Genomic DNA, 20,285 nt, shown 5'->3' on the forward strand with positions numbered 1-20,285 from the left:
ATTGAATCCTATCCCTAAACAACTCCAGCCCATTGCATTAATTTTAAAAGGGAATTCAAATTGACCTTAATATTTTGAGATCCATCCGTAGGAGAACGACCAAAATCGGCAGGTTCACAAAATAAACAGTAATAATCGCAACCCACAATATTACTTAATTCCCAATAACAAGATAGCGTCCAATTCGACATTAAAAACTCAATCACCTGAGTTCCTGGGGAACAAAAAACTAAATTGGTTAAAGCGGCTCCATGGGGAGAAATAATGACTTTAGTATTAGCTAGATAATAGGCTTGTTGTCTGACTGATAAAGTTTCTAAACTCAAGGCTGTAAATCCAAATTGCTGTAAAAATAAGACTACTTCTGCTTCATTAGATACCTGACGATAGGATGCGTTACTGCGACTTAAATAAACTCTTTCTAAAGGAAATAATCCTGGTTTATCTTGAGAATTCAGACATAAACTTTTTAAGAAATCACAAGCCCATTTAGGTGTTCTGGAAGTTTTATGAGAATAGGAAGGAATTAAAATTTTATCTGCTTTTAAAGCTGGATTTTTGCAACTTTCAATAACTTTTTCTGAAGGAATATTTAATAGTTGTAACGTCTCATTTTCATGGTTCAATTGGCATCGATTCACAACAAAATAATCGATTTCTTCAATTAAAAAATGCTGTAATAATAAATCAAATCTAGCAATAATATCAAACATCCAGTGATAATAGTTCTCACCCCATTTTACCGATAAAAATGCCACTGTTCCACTAATATTTTGTGACGCAATAAGATGAGGAGAGTTAACCAATAAAGCTGCGCTTCCGGTGGATAAATCTGTGATTAATTGATTCTCTGAATTGAGAACAGCACTGGTCAATGTATCCGCCCAAACTTTACCTTTAGGAATACTAGAAACAAAGGTTTCTGGGAAATTAATTGAGGTTAATTGAAAATGAGGGTTGAGACTTCCTTCGATAAATTTAGGGGGAGTAAGTTCGATATTGCTAGGCGGATAAACCAGAATTTTGGTTAGATTTTTTTCTGTATGAGTGGTAATAAAATGATCATCTGATAAATTAAATATTTTTTGAATTAAAGGGATTGGTAATTGATGATGAACCTCACAAAGAATAGCATCTAATAGTTGATTTTTTTGTTTAAAAATGGTAGAAATATAATCATAGGCTTCATGGTAATCCGGCTGTATTTGTAATCCTTTAATTAAATAATCTAAAGCAATATCCCATAGTTTTTGTTGAATTAAAATTTTTCCAATCTCTATATAATGCCAGGTTTGTGGATTGATTATTATTGCATTTTGGTAAGTTTTAATGGCATTTTCTAACTGATTTTGAGATAAAAAAACTTCTGCCAACTTCCCATAAAACCAATCTATATTTGGATTAAGCTGGATTGCTTGAGAATAAGATTTAATCGCATTTTCTTGTTGCTGTAATTTCAAAAAAGCATCTCCTAATTTAATATGAATCCAGCAATTTGTAGGTTCAAGCTCAACTGCTTTTTTATAATAATTAAGAGATTTTTCTATCTGGTTTAAGTTAAAAAAAGATTCCCCTATACCAAAATAAGCCCAACAAAAATTATTATTAAATTCAATAAATTGAGTATAGGCTGTGATCGCTTCTTCCCAGCGTTCTAATTTAATTAATACTTCTCCTAAACTATTGTAAAACCAAGGAAAATCAGGATTAATTTGAATAGATATAGAGTAGGCTGTGATCGCATCTTCATAACGTTCTAACTGCATTAAAGTTTGACCTAATTTGTAATAAATCTGGTCATTATCAGGATTTAATTCAATTGCTTGATTATAAAAAGATAAAGCTAGTTCCGTGTTCCCCTGTTCCAAACATTGATTCGCAGAAGTTAAATAAGATTCTGTTGTTTGTAAATTATTTTTGGTGTTATTATCGTTAAAATCACTCATGACTACTAAATAACCTTTGCCATTTTCAAAAGTTCAATAATAGTATAAGACTTAATTTTTATATTGTCAAAAATGGGAATAGAATTTAATTCGACCTCATCCAAAGGTTCACCGACACAACAGTAATATTCACAGCTAACCATATTGCAAAGTTGCCAATAATAAGAAGTCTCCCATTCAGGAAATAAAAATTCAATTACCTTTGTATTAGGACGACAAAAGATTAGATTAGTTAATCCTGACCCATGGGGTGCAATAATAATTTCTGCATTAGCAAAATAACCAACTTGTTCTTGAAAAGATAAATGTTCTAAACAAAGTGTTTGAAAACCTAATGTTTCTAAAAAGGGTAAAAATTCCGACTCATTGATGACTTTTCGGCAGTTAGCATTTTGGCGACTTATATAAATTCGCTGAGGATAAATACTTGAGTTAATACTAGCGGAAAGAAACTTATTTCTAATGAAATTTACTCCCCATTTTGCAGACTTTAAATGACTCCAATGAACGCAAGATGGCACTAATAATACTGACCCTTTGACATGGGGATAATTACAGTTATCAATTACTTTATGTTCGGGAATATTCAACAGCTTTAGCGTCTCTTTTTCATAAGGATATTGGTGGCGGTTAACGACAAACCAATCAATTTTATTGAAATCAAAATCAGCTTTCTCTAATAAATGCAAACGGGCTATAATATCAAACATCCAATGGTAATAAATTAATCCGAATTGCGCTGATAAAAAAGCTACATTTCCTGATAATTCTAAAGGATCTTGTAATTGCTCACGACTAATCACTAACTCACCACAACCCGTTGATAAATCCTTAATTAACTGGTTTTCTGAAGTCATGACAGCAGATGTTAAAGCATCTCCCCATACTCGTCCATTAGGAATCACTGCAACAAACGCTTCTGAGGATAGCATAGAGTTAGGAAACAACCTAAAATTAGCTTCTCCTAATATTCCGTTTGGAGGATTAAAAACTACCAAACTTTGAGGATAAATTGATATTTTTTGAGCCCGGGGATAATCTTGAATATTTATTAGTAAATCAGGTGATAAATTTAAGTGTTTTTCAAGTAGATCAAGAGGGATAACTTGCAAATATTTACATCCATCTCCATCTAACTTTCGTCCCATTTTTTCTAAAATTAAACCCAATTTAACATAACTATCAAAATCGTCCGAGTGTCGTTTTAACCATTGCAATAAATAAGAAATTGCTTCTTCCCATTGTTGTTGATCAATTAAAATATCTGTAATCAATAGATAGAAATTACAATCATGATTGATCTTAATATAATTTTGATAACAAGCGATTGCTTGCTCGATATTTCCTTGTTGTTGTAAATAATTTCCTAATTTTTGATAGACTATTTCTAAGTTTAAATTTTCTTCTAAGCAATCGTGATAAATTTTGATAGCTTCTTCCCAATTTCCCAAATTACAATGCACTTCTACTAAGTTAAAATTTAAGTCGGGATAATTAGGCTCAATGTTCAGACAATTACTAAAGGTAATGTAAGCTTCTTCCCATTGTTTCAATTCTTTTAAAACTATGCCTAAATTAAAATAAGCTGCTGCAATATTAGGATTAATAGCGATAAAATTACGATAAGTAGAAGCTGCTTTTTTTTCCTGTTTAACGGATTGGTAAGCCTCCCCTAAACCATAATACGACCAGCTAAAATCAGGATTTAATTCTATGGCTTTTTGATAGGCTAAAATAGCTTCTTCCCAGCGTTGTAGCTTACTGAAATTTTCTCCTAAACCTTGATACGACCAGCTAAAATCAGGATTTAATTCTATAGCTTTTTGATAGGCTAAAATAGCTTCTTCCCAGCGTTGTAGCTTATTAAAATTTTCTCCTAAACCTTGATACGACCAGCTAAAATCAGGATTTAATTCTATAGCTTTTTGATAGGCTAAAATTGCTTCTGTAAAATGTTTTTTTTGACTTAAAGCCAATCCCAATTGACAATAAAGATGATAAAAGGTAGGATTAAATTCAATAGCGTAACGATAACAAACAATTGCTTGATCAATTTTGCCATTATCTAAAAATTCATTTCCTAAATTAAACTGATCTTCCGGTTTGATTTTATCAGGTTCTCTAATTAGAATTTGATATTGACATTCGTTAGCGAGTTCCGTTTGATTGGTTGTATTAAAAACATTGGCTAAATCCCTATAAAATCTTGTATTATTAGGATTAATTTTTATTGCCATTTGATAATAATCTGTAGCGGATTTCCATTGTTGATTCTGAGCATAAATTATACCTAGATTAGCATATATTTCTGCTTGATTAGGTTGTAATACTAAAACTTGTTTATAATAATTTTTAGCTTGCTGGTAGTTGCCTTTTAACTGCATTACAATTCCCATTAATCGATAAGCATCGCCCAAATCAGAATTGTTTTTTAAAGCAATTTCACAAATATTAATTGCTTCATCTAATTGACCTTGTTTAATATAAATTTCAGCTTTTTTGATTATCTCTGATTGGGTCATAATTATAAAATAAAAAATATAAATTTAAGTTAAAATAGGTTTTTGTTAGAATCAATTTCGATAATAAAATCAGTTTAATGGGAGTCCATTTAACGGGTTTTAGTGTCTGCATATTTTTGCCATCTAAATTGGGTAACATTACAGATTTAGGTGGTTTTCCAAAATTATTATATTCTCCCGATGGATTCTGTTTTTTCATTGCTCCTCAATTTGCTTTCCTCAAACTACTGATCATGTAAGCCAATAAGACTTATAATAACAGATTGATTAGCTAAAACTGTAATTTTATGTTGAGTTCATCTCCCCTGGTTAGTGTTATTATTCCGGTTTATAATGGCGATCGCTACCTTAGCCAAGCCATCGATAGTGTTTTGATTCAAACCTACTCAAACTACGAAATTGTTATAGTTGATGATGGCTCAACGGACAATACACCTAAGATCATACAACACTACATAGATACACACCGGAACCCCTCTATAATTCGTTATATTGTGCAATCTAATCAAGGAGTTGCAGCTGCTAGAAATCGTGGAATTCAGGAAGCTAGGGGAAAATTTATTGCTTTACTAGATCAAGATGATGTGTTTTTACCTGAAAAATTAGCCCATCAAGTCGCCTGTTTTGATTCTAACCAAAATGTAGCAATTGTCAATAGTGGCTGGCGTTTAATTGATCAAAATAATAACGGAATTTCCGATATTGAACCTTGGCATGAGTTACCCGATTTAACCCTAGAAACTTGGATAAAAAGAACTCCAATTTTACCTAGCTCTTTAATGTTCAGGCAAGAATCTTGGCAGCAAGTTGGAGGATTTGATTCTCGCTTTAATGGAGTCGATGATGTTGATTTTATTTGGCGTTTAGCATTACGAGGATATGCAGCCATTTGGCTCCCTGAAATTACCGTTAATTATCGGCAACATCAGCAAACTGTTTCTCATCAAAAAGCTAGAGAAAGAGCCAATTTAATAGTAGCACTGCACGATTATTTTTTCAGTCAGCCCAATTTATCCGATGAAATTCTTCAACTCGAAAAACCCGCTCGATATGAAACTTTAACTTGGATGGCATGGCATTTATATCATACCCATCATCCTCAAGCAATGGCTGAATTTCTCCAGAAATCTTTACTTTATACTCCTTATACCGTAGCGATTACTATTTCTGATTGGGTACATCGATTCATGGGTTATTGTCAGGGTTATGGTTATGAACTTGATTTAGAAAGTTTCTATAATTTACCCGAATGGAAACAACTAATTACGAAAAATATTCCCCAAAACAAACCTAGAGTGAGTGTGATTATTCCTGCTTATAATTGTGATCAATATATTGAACAATGTGTAAAAAGTGTTCTCGAACAAACCTATACTAATTATGAAGTTATTGTCATTGATGATGGTTCTCAAGATCGAACTCAACAAATTCTAAAACCTTTTTTTCCCGTAATTAAATATATTTATCAAGACAATCAAGGAGCAGCAAAAGCCAGAAATCATGGCTGTGAAATAGCGCAAGGAGAATTTTTAGCTTTTTTAGATGGAGATGACTTTTTCTTACCTCAAAAATTAGCCGAACAGGTTGCTGCTTTTGATGCTGATCCTAGTATTGATTTTATCCAAAGTGGGTGGTGTATTGTTAATCAAAAAGGAATTGTAATGAGTGTCATTAAGCCTTGGGAAAACGCACCGGAATTGAATTTAGAAACGTGGGTTTTACATAAATGTGTACGTCCGAGTGCCATGATTTTGCGCCGAGAATGGTGGGAAAAAGTGGGAGGATTTGATCATCTTTATCCCCCTACTGAAGACTTAGATTTTGTCTTACGTTTATCCTTAATGGGATGTAAAACTATTTGGTTAAAAGAAATTCATGCTTGTTACCGTCAACATGACAATAACTTAATGTCGGGAGGATTAAAAGTTATCAAAAATACGGGAATTATTATGGATAATTTCTTTAACCATCCCGATCTTCCCGATAAAATTCGTCAGTTACGTCGAAAGGAAAGTTATGATCGCTGGGTGTGGTTAGCTTGGCGAATGTATCGAGACCATTATCCTCAATTAATGATATATTGTTTAGAGAAATCCCTAGAATATAGTTTTTTCCCTCTGACAGAAACTATTTCACAATGGCTTGATGCCTTTCAAAATATAGCATCAGACTATGGGGAAAAAATAGATACTTATGATTTAATTCAATCTCAGGAATGGCAATCTATTATCCATAAAATCATGAACCCAAAACTTACCCCCCAACCTAAACCAACCTTAACTCCTCCCTTGAATAAACCCCATATTCTGTTAATCAATACTGACGACCCAGGTATTGGGGGGTTAGCACAATATGATCATTTAATTCTTTGTGAATTAGCAAAATTAGGCTATCGAGTAACGGCCGTTAGACCCAAACACGATAACCCCTTAGTTGAGGAGGAAAAAGAGTTAGGAATTCAGCAATATTGGTTAGACTATAGCACTAGCCAAGATTTACCTAGAATTCTCAGAAATACCCAAGATGCGGAAGCTCTTTATGATGAAATTAAACCCGATTTTATTATTTTTAGTGATGGTTGGCCTTACTCCCATTTTGCCGCTAAACAAGTAGCAATTCAGCGCCATATTCCCTATATGATTGCCTTGGGATTAGCCATGCCCGAACATATTAATTTTACCATGGGAGATGGTATTCCCTACGCCAAAGGGGTATTATATCAATATGGATTAGCCCGGACTTTCAATACCGCAGCTTACGAACATCTCCAGATTTTACAAGACCAATTTGGCTTACCCAAAGATAAAGGAAATGTAGTCTATTATGGACGATCAGAAAAATATTTTTCTTCGCCTAATTTAGCCACTCGTCAACGGTTACGGCAAGAAATAGGGATTCCTGAAGATGGGATTATGTGCTTAACTACTGCCAGGTTAGCCCCCATTAAAGGACATCGGTTTCAGTTAGAAGCGATCGCTCAATTAAAACACACTTCTATCTGGGAAAAATTATACTTTGTTTGGGCGGGAACAGGAGAGGGAAGTGATCATGATTTAGAATCCGAATTAAAACAAAAAGTGCAGGAATTAGGAGTTAGCGATCGCGTCATATTCTTAGGACAACGGTGGGATATTCCTGACTGGTTAGATGCCTGTGATATCTTTATTTTAACCTCCCTAGCAGAAGCCGCTCCCTCCTTTGCAATTATGGAAGCCATGGCAAAAGGATTACCCATTATTGCCTCGGCTGCGGGGGGCATTCCCGAAGGTTTAGGAGATACGGGAAAACTCTTAACTGATCCTAATATTGATCCCGAAAAAACGGTTACTGATCTCGTTGAAACTTTACAAGAATTAGCGATTAATCCTCCGTTACTCTCTAAAATGGGTGTAGCATCTAAACAACGAGCAGAAGAACTATTTAAAGAAGACCGGATGTTAAAACAAACCCTAGAAATTATAGAAATTGCTTTAACTTCCCCCGAAGAAAATAGCTTGAGTCATTTACCTTTAACTAAAACTGAAGTAAAATATCTCAATCATCGTCTCAAATACTCATCACTCCTTTGGAATGCTTGGTATCATTATACCCAAGGAAATCCCTCTCAAATGGTTACCTTTCTCGAACAATCCTTAAAATACTCCCCCTTTGAATTTGTCACTGAAGCCGTGTTAGAATGGGTAAATGATTTTGTGCGCTTATCCAATTACAGAAACTATCCTTTGGATGCTTCCACCTTAAGTCAATCCCCTGAATGGAAATATGCAATGGAACGAATTTTAGGGATTGTTAGTCGTTAATTTTATTGTTAAAAATTGAAATTGGGATTGTCAATTAAAGATGAAAACCGCATTAATTTCCGGCATATCAGGACAGGATGGAGCTTATTTAGCTGACCTATTGTTAAAACAAGGTTATTCCGTTTATGGCACATCACGGGACGCTCAAATGTCTTCTTTTAGCAATTTATCTCGTCTAGGAATTCGAGATAAAATTAAATTAGAATCCATGATTTTGACGGACTTTAGAAGTGTATTGCAAACTCTAACTAAAATTCAACCCGATGAAGTCTATAATTTAGCAGGTCAAAGTTCAGTAGGATTATCCTTTGAACAGCCAGTAGAAACCTTAGAAAGTATGGCAATTGGTACATTAAATTTATTAGAAGCGATTCGATTTACAGGAGCAAAAATTAAACTTTATAATGCTAGTTCCAGTGAATGTTTTGGCGATACTAAAGGACTGCCTGCCGATGAAAATACTCCATTTCGCCCCCGTAGTCCCTACGCTGTGGCTAAAGCAACGGCTTTTTGGGAAGTAGCTAACTATCGAGAAGCATACGGTTTATTTGCCTGTTCTGGGATTCTATTTAACCATGAATCTCCCCTGCGTCCTGAACGATTTGTTACCCAAAAAATTGTTAAAGCAGCCATTGATATTGCAGCCGGAAAACAAGATAAACTCTATTTAGGGGATATTTCAATTCAACGAGATTGGGGTTGGGCACTGGAGTATGTAGAAGCCATGTATTTAATGTTGCAGCAGCAAGAACCCGATGATTATGTAATTGCCACAGGGGAAACCTACGCCTTAGAATCGTTTATAGAAATAGCTTTTTCTTGTGTGGGATTAGATTGGAAAACCTGTGTTAAATCTGACAGTAATTTATTAAGACCTACGGATATTGCTGTAGGTCGAGGAAATCCCAGTAAAGCGGAAGAAAAGTTGGGATGGAAAGCTCAATATAAAATGCCAGATGTTGTTAGAATGATGATTGAAGCAAGACACTCGTAGTAAGCCCTTCAGGGCTTCAATAAGCTTTTGCTGCATACAATCTAGCGAGCGAGGAAGCTCGGACTACAAGAATTTAACGATTTCTGAATAGCTATTTTAGATGCGCGCGCAGCTTATTAAGCCAAAACAATTACATTCAGGAGATTAAAATATCGTAATCAAGTTGAGTTTCCAACTAAGGAATGAAAAACCAATAAGGTGACTAATTGAGCAATAGTTTACAGTAGATCAAGGTTTCCAGGTTGTAATTGTGCAAGTTATTTATTTTTCATTCCTAAGGGATAAAAACAGTAATTATTTTGGATTGAGCTTTCATTATTGATTGGAATGCTGTATAATCAAAAGGCCATTTAATGGGATGGGATATGCGATTTTACGGAATCGGAGTCTTGTTGAGATGGCAGAATTCATGGTTAAATCAGGAATTGATTCTTATTCTTAATATATTTTATGACAGTTTCGTATTTTCATCTAGCTAATCAATTTGTCCAAGAAGGAAATTTAGGAGAGGCGATCGCAATTTATCGTAAAGCAATTGAAGATCACCCCAATGTTCATCTGTACCAACACAATCTGGGTAAACTTTTAGTACAAACTGGAGCCTCGGAAGAAGCGATAGTTAATTACGATCAATCCTGTAAAATGAATCCTAAATCAGCTTGGTATCATTATGATTACGGAATAGCTTTAGTTGAAGTTAAACAATATGCAAAATCAATTTTGGTTTTACAGGAAGCGATCGCGCTCGAGCCTAATATACCTGAGTTTTATAAAAGTTTAGGTGAGGCATTTTGGCAAGCAGGTCAAACGAATGAGGCTATCGACTATTTAAAAAAAGCTATTGATCAAGGGTTCTCAAATTCATCTCAGTTATATCAACAAATTGGCAATATTTTATTAGAACAGGGACAAGTTGAGGAAGGATTTTATTATTGGCGTAAGGCATTAGAGCTAAATTCTAATTCCTCGGAAATTTATGTTCAGTTTGGGGAATTACTACAGACTAGGAATGAAATTGCAGAAGCAATTGATGTTTATCACAAAGCTATTAAGTTGAATCCTTATGCCTACTGGTCGCAGTATAAGTTAGGGACGGCTTTAGCTGCTTGTGGTCAATTGCAAGAGGCGGTTATAGCTTATCAAAAAGCAATAGAATTAGAATCTGGATCGGCGATTGTTCATCATTATTTAGGGCATACCTTATCGTTATTACAGAGATGGGAAGAAGCGATCATTTGTTATCAGAAAGCTGCGGAACTTGCTCCCAACTCAGCCGTGGTTTACCAACATTGGGGAGATGCGTTAATGAGTTTGGGAAGATGGAATGAAGCAGTAGGAATATACCGGAAATCGGTTGAATTAGAACCTCATTCTTTAGAAGTCCAGGATCATTTAGGGTTTGTTTTAGCTCAACTAGGACAATCGGAAGAAGCGATCGCAGCTTATGTTAAAGCCTTAGCCATTGATCCCAATTCCGAGGTTGTCAATTTTCATTTGCTGGAAGTTTTGCAGAGTTCTAACTTATCCGTTTCATCTAATAAAAATTTACCGGAAATAGAACAGTGTTATCGTCGGATTATTGCTTGTAATCCCAATCATTTAGAAGTTTATCGAAAACTACTAGAACTTCAACCGAATGATCTTGATGTTTACTTGCAATATGGGCAAGCCTTGATTAATCAACATCAATGGCAAGATGCAATCTCAACTTATCAAATCGTAATTCAACGTCAACCGAGTGCACAAGCTTACCAAGGTTTGGGAGATGCGTGGCAAGGTAAAGCAATATTTGATCAAGCTATTCAAGCCTATCAAAAAGCTCTGGAGTTTAACTCAGAATGTTCCCTAATTTACAATAATTTAGGTGATGCTTTGGCAAAATTTGGCCAGATAAAAGAAGCGAGTGTTTGCTATCGTCGCGCCTTGGAGTTAGCAGCCAAACAGCACACTCTCGTTGTCTAGTTTTGCAATAGATATTCTGGGCTAAACAGCAGTCGGCTTAAGCTGTTAGGCATCTGAATAGGGTATGGGATTGTCAATGTGGCAACCTTTTTGTTGTACCATTGGTTAACAGATTTTAACCGTCTGCCATCAATAATAAAACTTGTTCCGAATTGCAGTCTATCTTGGCGAAAGTTCTCTAACAATCTTGACTATTTCCTTATAAATAACCGACCAATCACAATCATAATCACTGCTGGAATTATCCTGTTGTTTGCTAATAATATAATCCCTAGGTATCCATCGGGCGGGTATTAAGTTTTCACGAACTGATGGTTTTGTGCATTCTATAGCCCATACTTGATCATAAAAGAAAGTGTTTCCATGTAAAACACCGGGTTTATTGCCAATCCATTGTACAGTTGTCAGCCCAGATCCACAAGGTGCCAAGTATAGATCTATGGAATTAAGAAAAATTACTTTTTCATACATTAATTTGCCGATTGTATAATATGTCATAATATTGGGCTGAGTCTGTGCGATAATTTTTTCCATAACCGCTTTTTCCTGTGCAATCATAGACTCAGATAAAGCATCTTCGACTTCTCGACGCCCCCAACCATCAAAAACTACTCCCAAATTGGGAAACTCCGCCGCTAATTTTTTGATAAGATTAGCATTTCCCTCCACCTGAGATACCCAAGTTCTACTACTTCTAATTTGGATACATAAAAGAGGGAAATGTTTTTTAGCCCTTTCCACTTCTGCTAAAAAATCTGGATTTTCAGAACACTTTTTCAGGGAATATTGAATAACACGATCAGCTAACTCTTGGCGAAGAAATAAGTCATTTACCTGAACAGCAAAATAGTTATTATCTAAAATCGTTTGAAACACCTCGTCAGTATTAGCTAATTTAGTGATTTTATCACTAGGTATTTCAGGAAAAACACCCTCGACATTAAAGAAATCTTTAGGGCCAACTAAAAATTTTTGTATTTTCTCTAAAATATCGTTGGATTGAAGATAAAGAATACCTGATAATTCATTCCAGTAGTAGTGACCAAAATTCTTATTAAATCCTATATCACATACAAGTTTTTTAGGAAGTTGGTTTTCTATATAAAATTTTACTTTTTCATAACTGCTGACTAGAGAAAATTTTAACCCATTGATAAATTTATCAATTTCATTAGATACTAACCAGTTAGGCGAAAATTTTATAATTATTTCTTTTTCTGGGAAATAAATACAGATTTTGCCACGACAAGTATTTCCAATTACTAGGTAAAATATTTCCTTTCCTATAAAGCGGTAAACGTGCATTAATAGCCAATTTTCATAATTAACATAAAATGATTGATTAGACTTGACAGTTTTACCACTAAAAGGGCATACTGAGTAAATACAACCTGTTTCTACCATGGCTTTACAACAAGCATTGTTTTTATAAATTGACCATAATTCAGAGACCGTTTCAATATATTTTCTCGAAAGTTTTACTTTGGGTGTAGGATTAAAACTATTAATATAAATTTCTTCTAAGTTAAGATCGTCTTTTTTTATTAGTTGTAAATTAGCTAATGATATGCCATACTCATTGAGCAAATTTTGATGGGATTCCGTTAAATTATTTATATCAATAATTGTATAGTTGCTGTTTTTCTCAAAATAGGCTTCAGCTTCAGCTTTTGTAGGAATTGACTCAGAGATATCATCAATTTTTCCTAATTGATTTAAGTTTTTCCACAAAATTTCATAAATTGATACTGTGCCAGGGAATTTCTCTCGATCGCGCTTATTATTAAGTTCCTGGTTATAACTAAATTGCGGGGCTTTCTGGAAAAGCGCGATCGCGTCATCCATTAAATCCTTTTCTGCCAAATACCGACTAAAATCATAATAAACCATCGCCTGATCAGGCTCGCGTTGCAACACAGAATCAAAACAAGCAATAACTCGATCAAGTCCCCCTTGCTTAACTAAAACTACACCCCAATTAGGATTTAACTCAATGGCTCGATAATAGGCTAAATTTGCCCTATCAATATTGCCCAATTGGGTGTAGGATTGGGCCATACCATAGTAACTAGAGCCATTCGGACTAATGCCTATAGCTTTTTGGAAAGACGCGATCGCCTCCTCAAAGCGCCCTAATTTGGCCAAAGTTTCCCCTAAACTATGGTGATACAAATGAAACTTAGGGTTTTGTTCTATTGCCTGATAGTAATAAGCCAGAGCTTCAGAGAATTGGCCTTTTTGTTTGAGTTCGTTAGCCGTTTGAAAATAGCTAGTAGTCATGGTTTTTGGTTATTAGCCACTGGCGAAATGGTCTTAATTTATCAGGAATTCATCAGATTTAGTGTCGATTGCTCTAATTGTGATTGGGCTTGTTTCAGTTTTAAGCGCGATCGATCCAATTCTAACTGCATTTCTTCTGCTGTTTGTTTCCAACTATTCAACTGAGATTTTACCCACTCCTTTTCCGATTGAGTCGCCTCTAATTTAGCTTGTACCTCCTGAGTTGTGCGTTGCCAAGTTTCCACTTGCACTGATAACCCAGACTTTTCTGCTTGAGTTTGCTGTAATTGTGACTCTTTTTGTACTACTTGAGATTGTAGATTCTGTACTTGCTGGGCTAACTCTTTTGCTTCTGCGATAAAAGCCTCTTTTTGCGCCTCTAAAATAGTGGGGTTAGCCTCTGCATACGGTTGATATCTGTTAAAAATAATCTCCCTCGTGCGAGTAAAATCTGCTCGGTTATGGCTACTGGTGTTAGTGCCATCATTTCTTTGGGTAAATTCGCAGGTAGTTTCTTTGATATGGGCGATGTCAAATTTGCGAGATAGCCGAATTATCAAATCCCAATCTTCATGGGTTGATAGGGTTTCATCAAATAAACCCACTTCATCTAAGCAGGATTTTTCGTGCATTAGACATAAGTTAGGAGTGCAGTTGCTCACTAAGATTTTGTCCTTGTCAAAGTCTAGGGAGTAGGGCACGCTACGGTTAATTGTCACATATTCACCATTTTGTTTTTCCTGTTGCGCCATGACAGCATCGGTGTAGGCGATTTTATATTCGCTATTTTCTAGGAATTTTACTAGGGTTTCGATGTGGTTGGGGTAGTAGTTATCATCGTCATCTAAGTAGGCGATGTATTTACCACGGGCGGCGCGGATGCCAGTGTTACGGGCGGCGGAGCGATCGAGAGCGCGATCGTGTTTTTTATAGACAATATTACCCTTAGTATTGAGACGCGATATGACTGATTGTACATCAACACCACCATCATTAACTACGATGATTTCTAATTCCGTGAATGTTTGATTAAGAACACTTTGGATAGCTTGGGCAAGCATTTCGGGGCGGTCTTTTGTGGGTATGATGACGCTAACAAGCGGGCGACCTCTGTTAACAGTTGATTGCCCTATTTTGCGATAGGGTAGTGCGTTTAGTTCTGATGGAGAAATAGGCACAGGGATGGAAGTTTTTGGGATGACACCCCGTTGGGTAATACCATATTCTTCTAGTATCTTTTGTGTTTCCTGTTGTCCGACACTTGAAGAATGTTCTAATCCTTGTGGATTTTCGTAGTACAATCCCAGGGTTTCTGGAATGCGAGCCAATTTTTCTGTTTTGCCAATTCTTAGCCAAAATTCGTAGTCACCAGCCGATGTAAATTCTGGTTGGAAGTAACCATATTTTTCATGCAGAGATTTTCTCCACATTGGTTGAGAGCCGATAATACAGCGATTCTCTAATTCGCTGTAGTTAAATGATGGCCAATTCCACTGCCGATCCGCCTTAGTTTTTTCCCAAGTATCATTAACAGTATTCGTGATTAATTGATCTGGATATACTAGACTAACTTCTGGTTGAGTATCTAGGTAATTTGCCATGATTTCTAAAGCATCAGGGCGCAGGCGATCGTCCGTATTAGCATTCGTGATGTAATCTCCTCTGGCAATCTTAATAGCTCGGTTCCAACTAGCATAAAGCGTCTCCCGCTCCAGTGTGCGTTCGTAAATAATATTTGGATATTTGGATTGAAAGTCTCCGATAATTAATTGTTCATTTTGTTCAGAAGCACTGTCAATAACGATAATTTCAAGCTCACCTTTTTTGTACAATTCTTGCCCAACTAAATCCTGTAAACAACCACGAATAAATTCTTCAGAGTTGTATGTAGAAACAATAGCTGAAACTTTGAAGTTAGTTTTAGTTTTAGCCAGTGATGTCTGAGATGAACTGTTGAAGACTCTTTTAGGAGCAGGTAGTTGAGCAGTAGCCCACAGCCATGAATCTGATGAATTAAGAGAAACAACATTAAAACTATGTAGTGATCGCATTCTCACCGGATAAAACTTAGCGGGTTCAATAAATTCACTTTCATATATCCGCTCAATCGTATAACTCAATTTAGGAGTATCTGGAGGAATCCCATCTTTCATTTTTCGATAATCGCGATCGTGACTAATTACCCCTTTATTAGTATAAGCGATCCATTGGCCCCGATATATTTTTAATTGGGGACGATTGGCTTGGTACCAATCATTAGTTGTGGCATATTCTGGTTCCATTATTAATTCTCTCCTTTTGAGAAATATCCACCAAGACTACTTTGAGATTCTAAGGTAAGATTAGCACATCATCAGGTTGAGTTTCCAACTAAGGGATAAAAACGGTAATTCTTTTTGATTAGGCTTTGATTATTAACTGTAATGCTGTAGAATCAAAAGACAAGTTTTGACAGACAACTCAGGATTTAGCTGCCAGAAATGAAAAAAGTGATTGACATTCAAGAAGTAATTAATGTTCCTGTTATGGAATCTCAAGGGTTACTGGCGTTTAATCTGGATGCACCGGAAACCGGAACCCAAATTATTGATCAGCAAGAGCAGTTAACAATATATGGGATTTTACGGGATCAGAGTCTGGTTAAGATGGCAGAAGTTATGGTTAAATTGGGATCGGACACCTCTATGGCGGAGGTTCCCTTGCCTCAACAGGATGCTGAATCAGGGGTAGAGGGCATAAAGTTGAAGTTACATACAACGGATTCAAGCGGATTTGGAGCGTTCTAAGGTGTTTGTGCAGGCTGTAAAAACAGATTTGCAGAACCGTGAACAACGGAAATCTTAGAACCAGGGAACTCTTGCACAGGTTAATCGTCCTTCTGCCAATCGTACCTATCGATTTCTAGGTTGAAACTGTGATAGGATTCCTTTTGTTGAGACAAATCCCAGAGCAGCAACCCCTATTTTTTGAGAGTGTGGAATTTATGACCGTGACAGCCTTTCAACAAGCGAATCAACTGTTAAGAGAAGGAAAGTTAGAGGCGGCAGTGGTCGTTTATCGGCAGGCGATTGATCAGAATCCACAGTTTTATGGGGCTTATCAGAATTTAGGAGAAACCTTGGGGAAGTTGGGGCGGTTAGATCAGGCGGTTGAGATGTATCAAAAAGCAATTGAGTTGAAACCGTCGGCGGGTTGGTTGCAGAAGGAATTGGGGTTGTTGTTGGAGAGCTTGAAGCAAAATCATATAAATGATATAGATGATTTTTTCAATCTTGTGAATGTCTCCCTCCCTACTGATCCAGATTGGTTGGTTAACTTGCTTAGTTATTACGAAAAGTTTTATCGAAACTACGCTATAAGCAATCAAGTAGAACATCAAGATCAGTTATCAAGTTTTAATCTAACTAAATTTCTTGAAGCCGAGTTTAAAAAAGATCCATCCCGCTTTGATATAACTTTAGCATTAGCATTAAATAATCTAAATCGAGGCAACCGAAACCGGGGGATACAACTCTTAAAGAGAGTGGCGGCTTCTGGATATCGGGAGCGCTTGCCGGCTAAAAAGTGTCTTGATTTAATTATCCAATAGAGCAAATATTATGAAAACATCTTTGATTGTAATTACTACCCTTGGCGCAAAAACTGCATCCATACCTCAGCCGATTCTTTCAGCGTTTAAAAAGCATGCTCAAAATTCACATATAGCAGAAGTTCACGTTATCTCAGAAGATAACTTAACCGTGCTAGAAAATTTGTGCAAAGATATCAGTTATGAATTTAAAAAATTTAAGTACATTAATGTAGAACATCGCCCAACATTCTCAATGCTCATTAGTTACGCAAATCAGCTAATTGTTAGTGAGAACTGTATATGCGCTCTTATGAATGCAGATATAAGTTTTGGTGGTGATGATGATGTTGCACTATGTATATCGAGTCTTAATAGTATTAGCCAGGAAGATGGTAAGGTAGTTTATGCCTTGACTCGTCGAGATTATATAAAATCTGCTTGGCAACTCACTTATGAACCTACAGGATTACCTAATAATATTTCTGCAGATTGTTGGATATTTTCAGATCTAATTAATTTACCTCAAGCTAATTTCTATTCAATGGGAGAAGTGCATTGTGATTTGATGCTGGCTTACGATTTGGTGACATCAGGTTTTCAGGTATATAATCCATGTCTTGATATAAAAATACATCACAACGAATCAGATGTGAAAACACATGAGTTTTACAAAGAGCAAAATCAAAAGGTATCAAATCAAGATCGGTTAGGTCTACATTGCGTACGGCATAGAAATCAGCCCTTTCAATGTTTTGGAATACCCTGGGTTTCTTCTCAATGGCTAAAAACAGGGTATCATCCTCCTGCCTACGAAATGTATTCTAGGAGACGAAAAAAACTTTATATAACCCTCTTAGAGCCATTGAATGAACTATTGATTTACTCGTTGTTTTCTATAGAATTGTTTGCCAAAGAACATGATTTTGACTTGTTTTTTGTCACAGATTTCGACCTTGAAAATTTATTTTCAAAGTTGAGACCTATAATATTAGTTAACCGAAATGTTTATTTCGCAAAACTCAATAACACAGTAGATGAATTCATTTTCCAACTGGTTAAAGGAAATCAGTGGAGTTTTAATAGATTAGCTATTGTTTCCGACCCATCGCGACTTACCAGTTCAATAGCAGATTACACGGAATTCATACTCTTGGATGTGCGTAGCTATGTAATACAGAATCCAAGTGACAGTGAAATTCTTTGCCCTGAAATTACTGGAGATTACAAGTCGTTACTGGTTCAAAGATATGAAAATTTTGTAGATCAATCATTTGTTAATCGAAGTAAAAATCGAGAAAACAAATGCTTGTGTACATTAATTACCTCCGTTTATCAATCAGACAATTTTATAAAAAGTTTTTTTGCTAATTGTGAACAACTAATCGGCTACTCAGACACAATTGATCATTTCGCATTTATTTCTACCCTTTCAGATTATGAAGCTGATTGTATTAACGATTGGCTTTACAGAAATAGAAATGCAATCCTGTTCTGGAACAAGGAAGATCCTGGTCTTTACGAGTGTTGGAATATTGGCGTTCGTTTGGCACAAACTGAATTTGTATCAAATGCTAACGTAGATGATCTTAGGCATCAAAAGCACGTCGTGGAGCTTGTCGCAGATTTACGCAATAATCCTCATCTATGCGTGGCATCATCGGCACTTGTTCCCTTTGAAACCTATGTAACTAATATCGAAAAAATCGATTCTTCTCAACCATGGTACGCAGACGAATCTGGTGAATTTGGTTTCACCAGTTTGGCTCACCTAGAAATAATGGAAAACGGGATATATAAACTTAAACCCCATAACCTACCTCATTGTATGCCGATCTGGAGGAGACAACTCCATGACATTTATGGATTTTTTGATGAGAAACGTTACGGAACCTATGCTGACTGGGCTTTTTGGCTTAAGGTCACTAAAGCTGGAGAGCGTGGATATTTAAACGCTGCACCCTTGTCTTATTATCACATCAATTTGACTTCCCATAATAGACGAGCTAATAATTTAGAGCAACTCCATCGTGAAATAGAAATTGAGTATGTCGAAAGTTTTTATTTTAGGTTAAAGATAAATAACATTGAGGAGTCAAGCTATTCAATTTTTAGAGTTAATCATGGGAACCAAACGCCATTCAAACCAAAACTGAATTTATGGGGCTTGACGCACAATTTTGGGAAGCATCGTCACTCATTCAATAAATTAATTGATTCGTTACTCCCCCTTGATGTTAGGGAAGATGGAATCAAATTTATTCCATTTATCGAGCGGTATTTTGTATGGGGAGATCACGAAGGAGAAGCGGCATCAACTAATCCCCAACCGTTAGACAAAGAATGGATAGGGGTAATCCACGTTCCCTTTGATTCGCCCGTCTGGTTCGAGCCATATAATTCTCCAGAGTATATATTTCAAACTCAACTATGGATTGACTCTTTACCATTTTGTAAAGGACTTATTTGTCTTACTCAAGACTTGCAAAAAGACCTGCAAGAATGGTATCCTGACCTACCCACTTTGGCAGTAAATTTTCCGACTGAACTAAATCATGTAAAGTTTTTTGATTTCACGGCATATCAGAAATACCCGCGTGTTGTTCAAGTAGGAGACTGGTTACGAAAACTTCAGTCTATTTACCAGTTACATACTGAAAGCCATCAGAAGTTAATTTTAATTAAGCCTTGTACTAGAGAATATATGAGAAGAGAAATTGAAGTTTTCGGTGACTATCGAAATGATAGTGTAACTGAGCTTGAATTTGTGAGTAATCAGGAGTATGATTCGCTACTATCAAGCTCAGTAGTACTTTGTTTGTTGTATGCAACAGCAGCTAACAACGTAGTGATTGAATGTATTGCACGGGGTACACCAATTTTAATTAATCCTTTACCAAGTGTTGTCGAATATCTAGGTGAAAACTATCCTTTATATGTTAAAGATGTTCACGAGGCAGAAATAGTCTTGAACAAAGAAAACCAAATCAAAGCAGCTTCGGATTATCTTTTAAAACGTCGAAATGATATTGATTTGTCTTTTGAAGGTTGGCTTAAAAAAATAGCAGAATCTAATTTTTATAAGGGTTTATAGATACATCTGAAAGATTAATAATTGGTTTAAGAAAGCGAGATGCTGTAAGATAACTTCATATTTTAGCAGAGAAAACCAAGTAAAAAAAAGGTGAAGTTAGAGTAGACGATCATAGCTTA

11 protein-coding genes are annotated in these 20,285 nt (G+C 35.9%); 6 read left to right on the plus strand and 5 right to left on the minus strand.

The genetic code is table 11. The features are described from left to right. Positions 1-14: 14 nt before the first annotated feature. From PL11201_RS01675 to PL11201_RS01685, 3 genes are read right to left on the minus strand one after another with little or no spacing between them, the layout of a single operon-like run. A complete protein-coding gene (locus PL11201_RS01675; protein ID WP_079676920.1) occupies positions 15-1,946 on the minus strand; it encodes a tetratricopeptide repeat protein in 1,932 nt (643 codons plus the stop codon). A gap of 5 nt (positions 1,947-1,951) precedes the next feature. Continuing rightward, positions 1,952-4,468 carry a tetratricopeptide repeat protein gene (locus tag PL11201_RS01680; protein WP_079676921.1) on the minus strand — a complete coding sequence of 839 codons (2,517 nt, stop codon included), beginning with the start codon at positions 4,466-4,468 and terminating at the stop codon, positions 1,952-1,954. Next, positions 4,437-4,667, minus strand: a complete 231-nt coding sequence (locus PL11201_RS01685; RefSeq protein ID WP_079676922.1) for a hypothetical protein — start codon at positions 4,665-4,667, stop codon at positions 4,437-4,439. The genes PL11201_RS01680 and PL11201_RS01685 overlap by 32 nt, the downstream gene beginning before the upstream one ends. An 88-nt stretch (positions 4,668-4,755) precedes the next feature. Between PL11201_RS01685 and PL11201_RS01690 the strand changes: the two genes are divergently transcribed. The 3 genes from PL11201_RS01690 to PL11201_RS01700 all read left to right on the plus strand — a co-directional run bounded on the left by PL11201_RS01690 (position 4,756) and on the right by PL11201_RS01700 (position 11,224). Further along, positions 4,756-8,268, plus strand: coding sequence for a glycosyltransferase (locus PL11201_RS01690; protein ID WP_234996591.1), 3,513 nt, complete (start codon positions 4,756-4,758; stop codon positions 8,266-8,268). Positions 8,269-8,308: 40 nt separating this feature from the next. After that, positions 8,309-9,262 (plus strand): GDP-mannose 4,6-dehydratase, encoded by a 954-nt coding sequence (locus PL11201_RS01695; RefSeq protein WP_079676923.1) that lies wholly within the window; start codon positions 8,309-8,311, stop codon positions 9,260-9,262. Positions 9,263-9,712: 450 nt separating this feature from the next. Continuing rightward, complete coding sequence (locus tag PL11201_RS01700) at positions 9,713-11,224, plus strand: tetratricopeptide repeat protein (RefSeq protein ID WP_079676924.1); 1,512 nt, start codon at positions 9,713-9,715, stop codon at positions 11,222-11,224. A 159-nt stretch (positions 11,225-11,383) separates the two neighbouring features. Here the strand turns inward: PL11201_RS01700 and PL11201_RS01705 are convergent, their stop codons facing one another. Together PL11201_RS01705 and PL11201_RS01710 are read right to left on the minus strand one after the other, a co-directional pair. Continuing rightward, the gene (locus tag PL11201_RS01705; protein WP_079676925.1) at positions 11,384-13,504 is read right to left on the minus strand and encodes a tetratricopeptide repeat protein; all 2,121 of its coding nucleotides are present in this window, start codon (positions 13,502-13,504) and stop codon (positions 11,384-11,386) included. Between the two features lie 41 nt (positions 13,505-13,545). After that, positions 13,546-15,786, minus strand: coding sequence for a glycosyltransferase (locus PL11201_RS01710; RefSeq protein ID WP_079676926.1), 2,241 nt, complete (start codon positions 15,784-15,786; stop codon positions 13,546-13,548). A gap of 198 nt (positions 15,787-15,984) precedes the next feature. On the opposite strand from PL11201_RS01710, the gene PL11201_RS01715 reads away from it, so the two are divergent. The 3 genes from PL11201_RS01715 (at position 15,985) to PL11201_RS01725 (ending at position 20,166) form a co-directional block, all read left to right on the plus strand. Then, positions 15,985-16,290 carry a hypothetical protein gene (locus PL11201_RS01715; RefSeq protein ID WP_079676927.1) on the plus strand — a complete coding sequence of 102 codons (306 nt, stop codon included), beginning with the start codon at positions 15,985-15,987 and terminating at the stop codon, positions 16,288-16,290. A 143-nt stretch (positions 16,291-16,433) separates the two neighbouring features. Then, positions 16,434-17,093, plus strand: coding sequence for a tetratricopeptide repeat protein (locus PL11201_RS01720; protein ID WP_144017643.1), 660 nt, complete (start codon positions 16,434-16,436; stop codon positions 17,091-17,093). Positions 17,094-17,103: 10 nt separating this feature from the next. Next, entirely contained in the window at positions 17,104-20,166 is a 3,063-nt protein-coding gene (locus PL11201_RS01725; RefSeq protein ID WP_079676929.1) for a glycosyltransferase family protein, read from the plus strand. The last annotated feature ends 119 nt before the right edge of the window (positions 20,167-20,285 follow it).

The organism is Planktothrix sp. PCC 11201 (genome assembly GCF_900009135.1).
Lineage (GTDB): Bacteria > Cyanobacteriota > Cyanobacteriia > Cyanobacteriales > Microcoleaceae > Planktothrix.

Coding starts and splice junctions, on each gene's coding strand:
- PL11201_RS01675 (WP_079676920.1), bottom strand. CDS start 1,946: ATGAGTGATTTTAACGATAATAACACCAAAAATAATTTACAAACAACA.
- PL11201_RS01680 (WP_079676921.1), bottom strand. CDS start 4,468: ATGACCCAATCAGAGATAATCAAAAAAGCTGAAATTTATATTAAACAA.
- PL11201_RS01685 (WP_079676922.1), bottom strand. CDS start 4,667: ATGAAAAAACAGAATCCATCGGGAGAATATAATAATTTTGGAAAACCA.
- PL11201_RS01690 (WP_234996591.1), top strand. CDS start 4,756: ATGTTGAGTTCATCTCCCCTGGTTAGTGTTATTATTCCGGTTTATAAT.
- PL11201_RS01695 (WP_079676923.1), top strand. CDS start 8,309: ATGAAAACCGCATTAATTTCCGGCATATCAGGACAGGATGGAGCTTAT.
- PL11201_RS01700 (WP_079676924.1), top strand. CDS start 9,713: ATGACAGTTTCGTATTTTCATCTAGCTAATCAATTTGTCCAAGAAGGA.
- PL11201_RS01705 (WP_079676925.1), bottom strand. CDS start 13,504: ATGACTACTAGCTATTTTCAAACGGCTAACGAACTCAAACAAAAAGGC.
- PL11201_RS01710 (WP_079676926.1), bottom strand. CDS start 15,786: ATGGAACCAGAATATGCCACAACTAATGATTGGTACCAAGCCAATCGT.
- PL11201_RS01715 (WP_079676927.1), top strand. CDS start 15,985: ATGAAAAAAGTGATTGACATTCAAGAAGTAATTAATGTTCCTGTTATG.
- PL11201_RS01725 (WP_079676929.1), top strand. CDS start 17,104: ATGAAAACATCTTTGATTGTAATTACTACCCTTGGCGCAAAAACTGCA.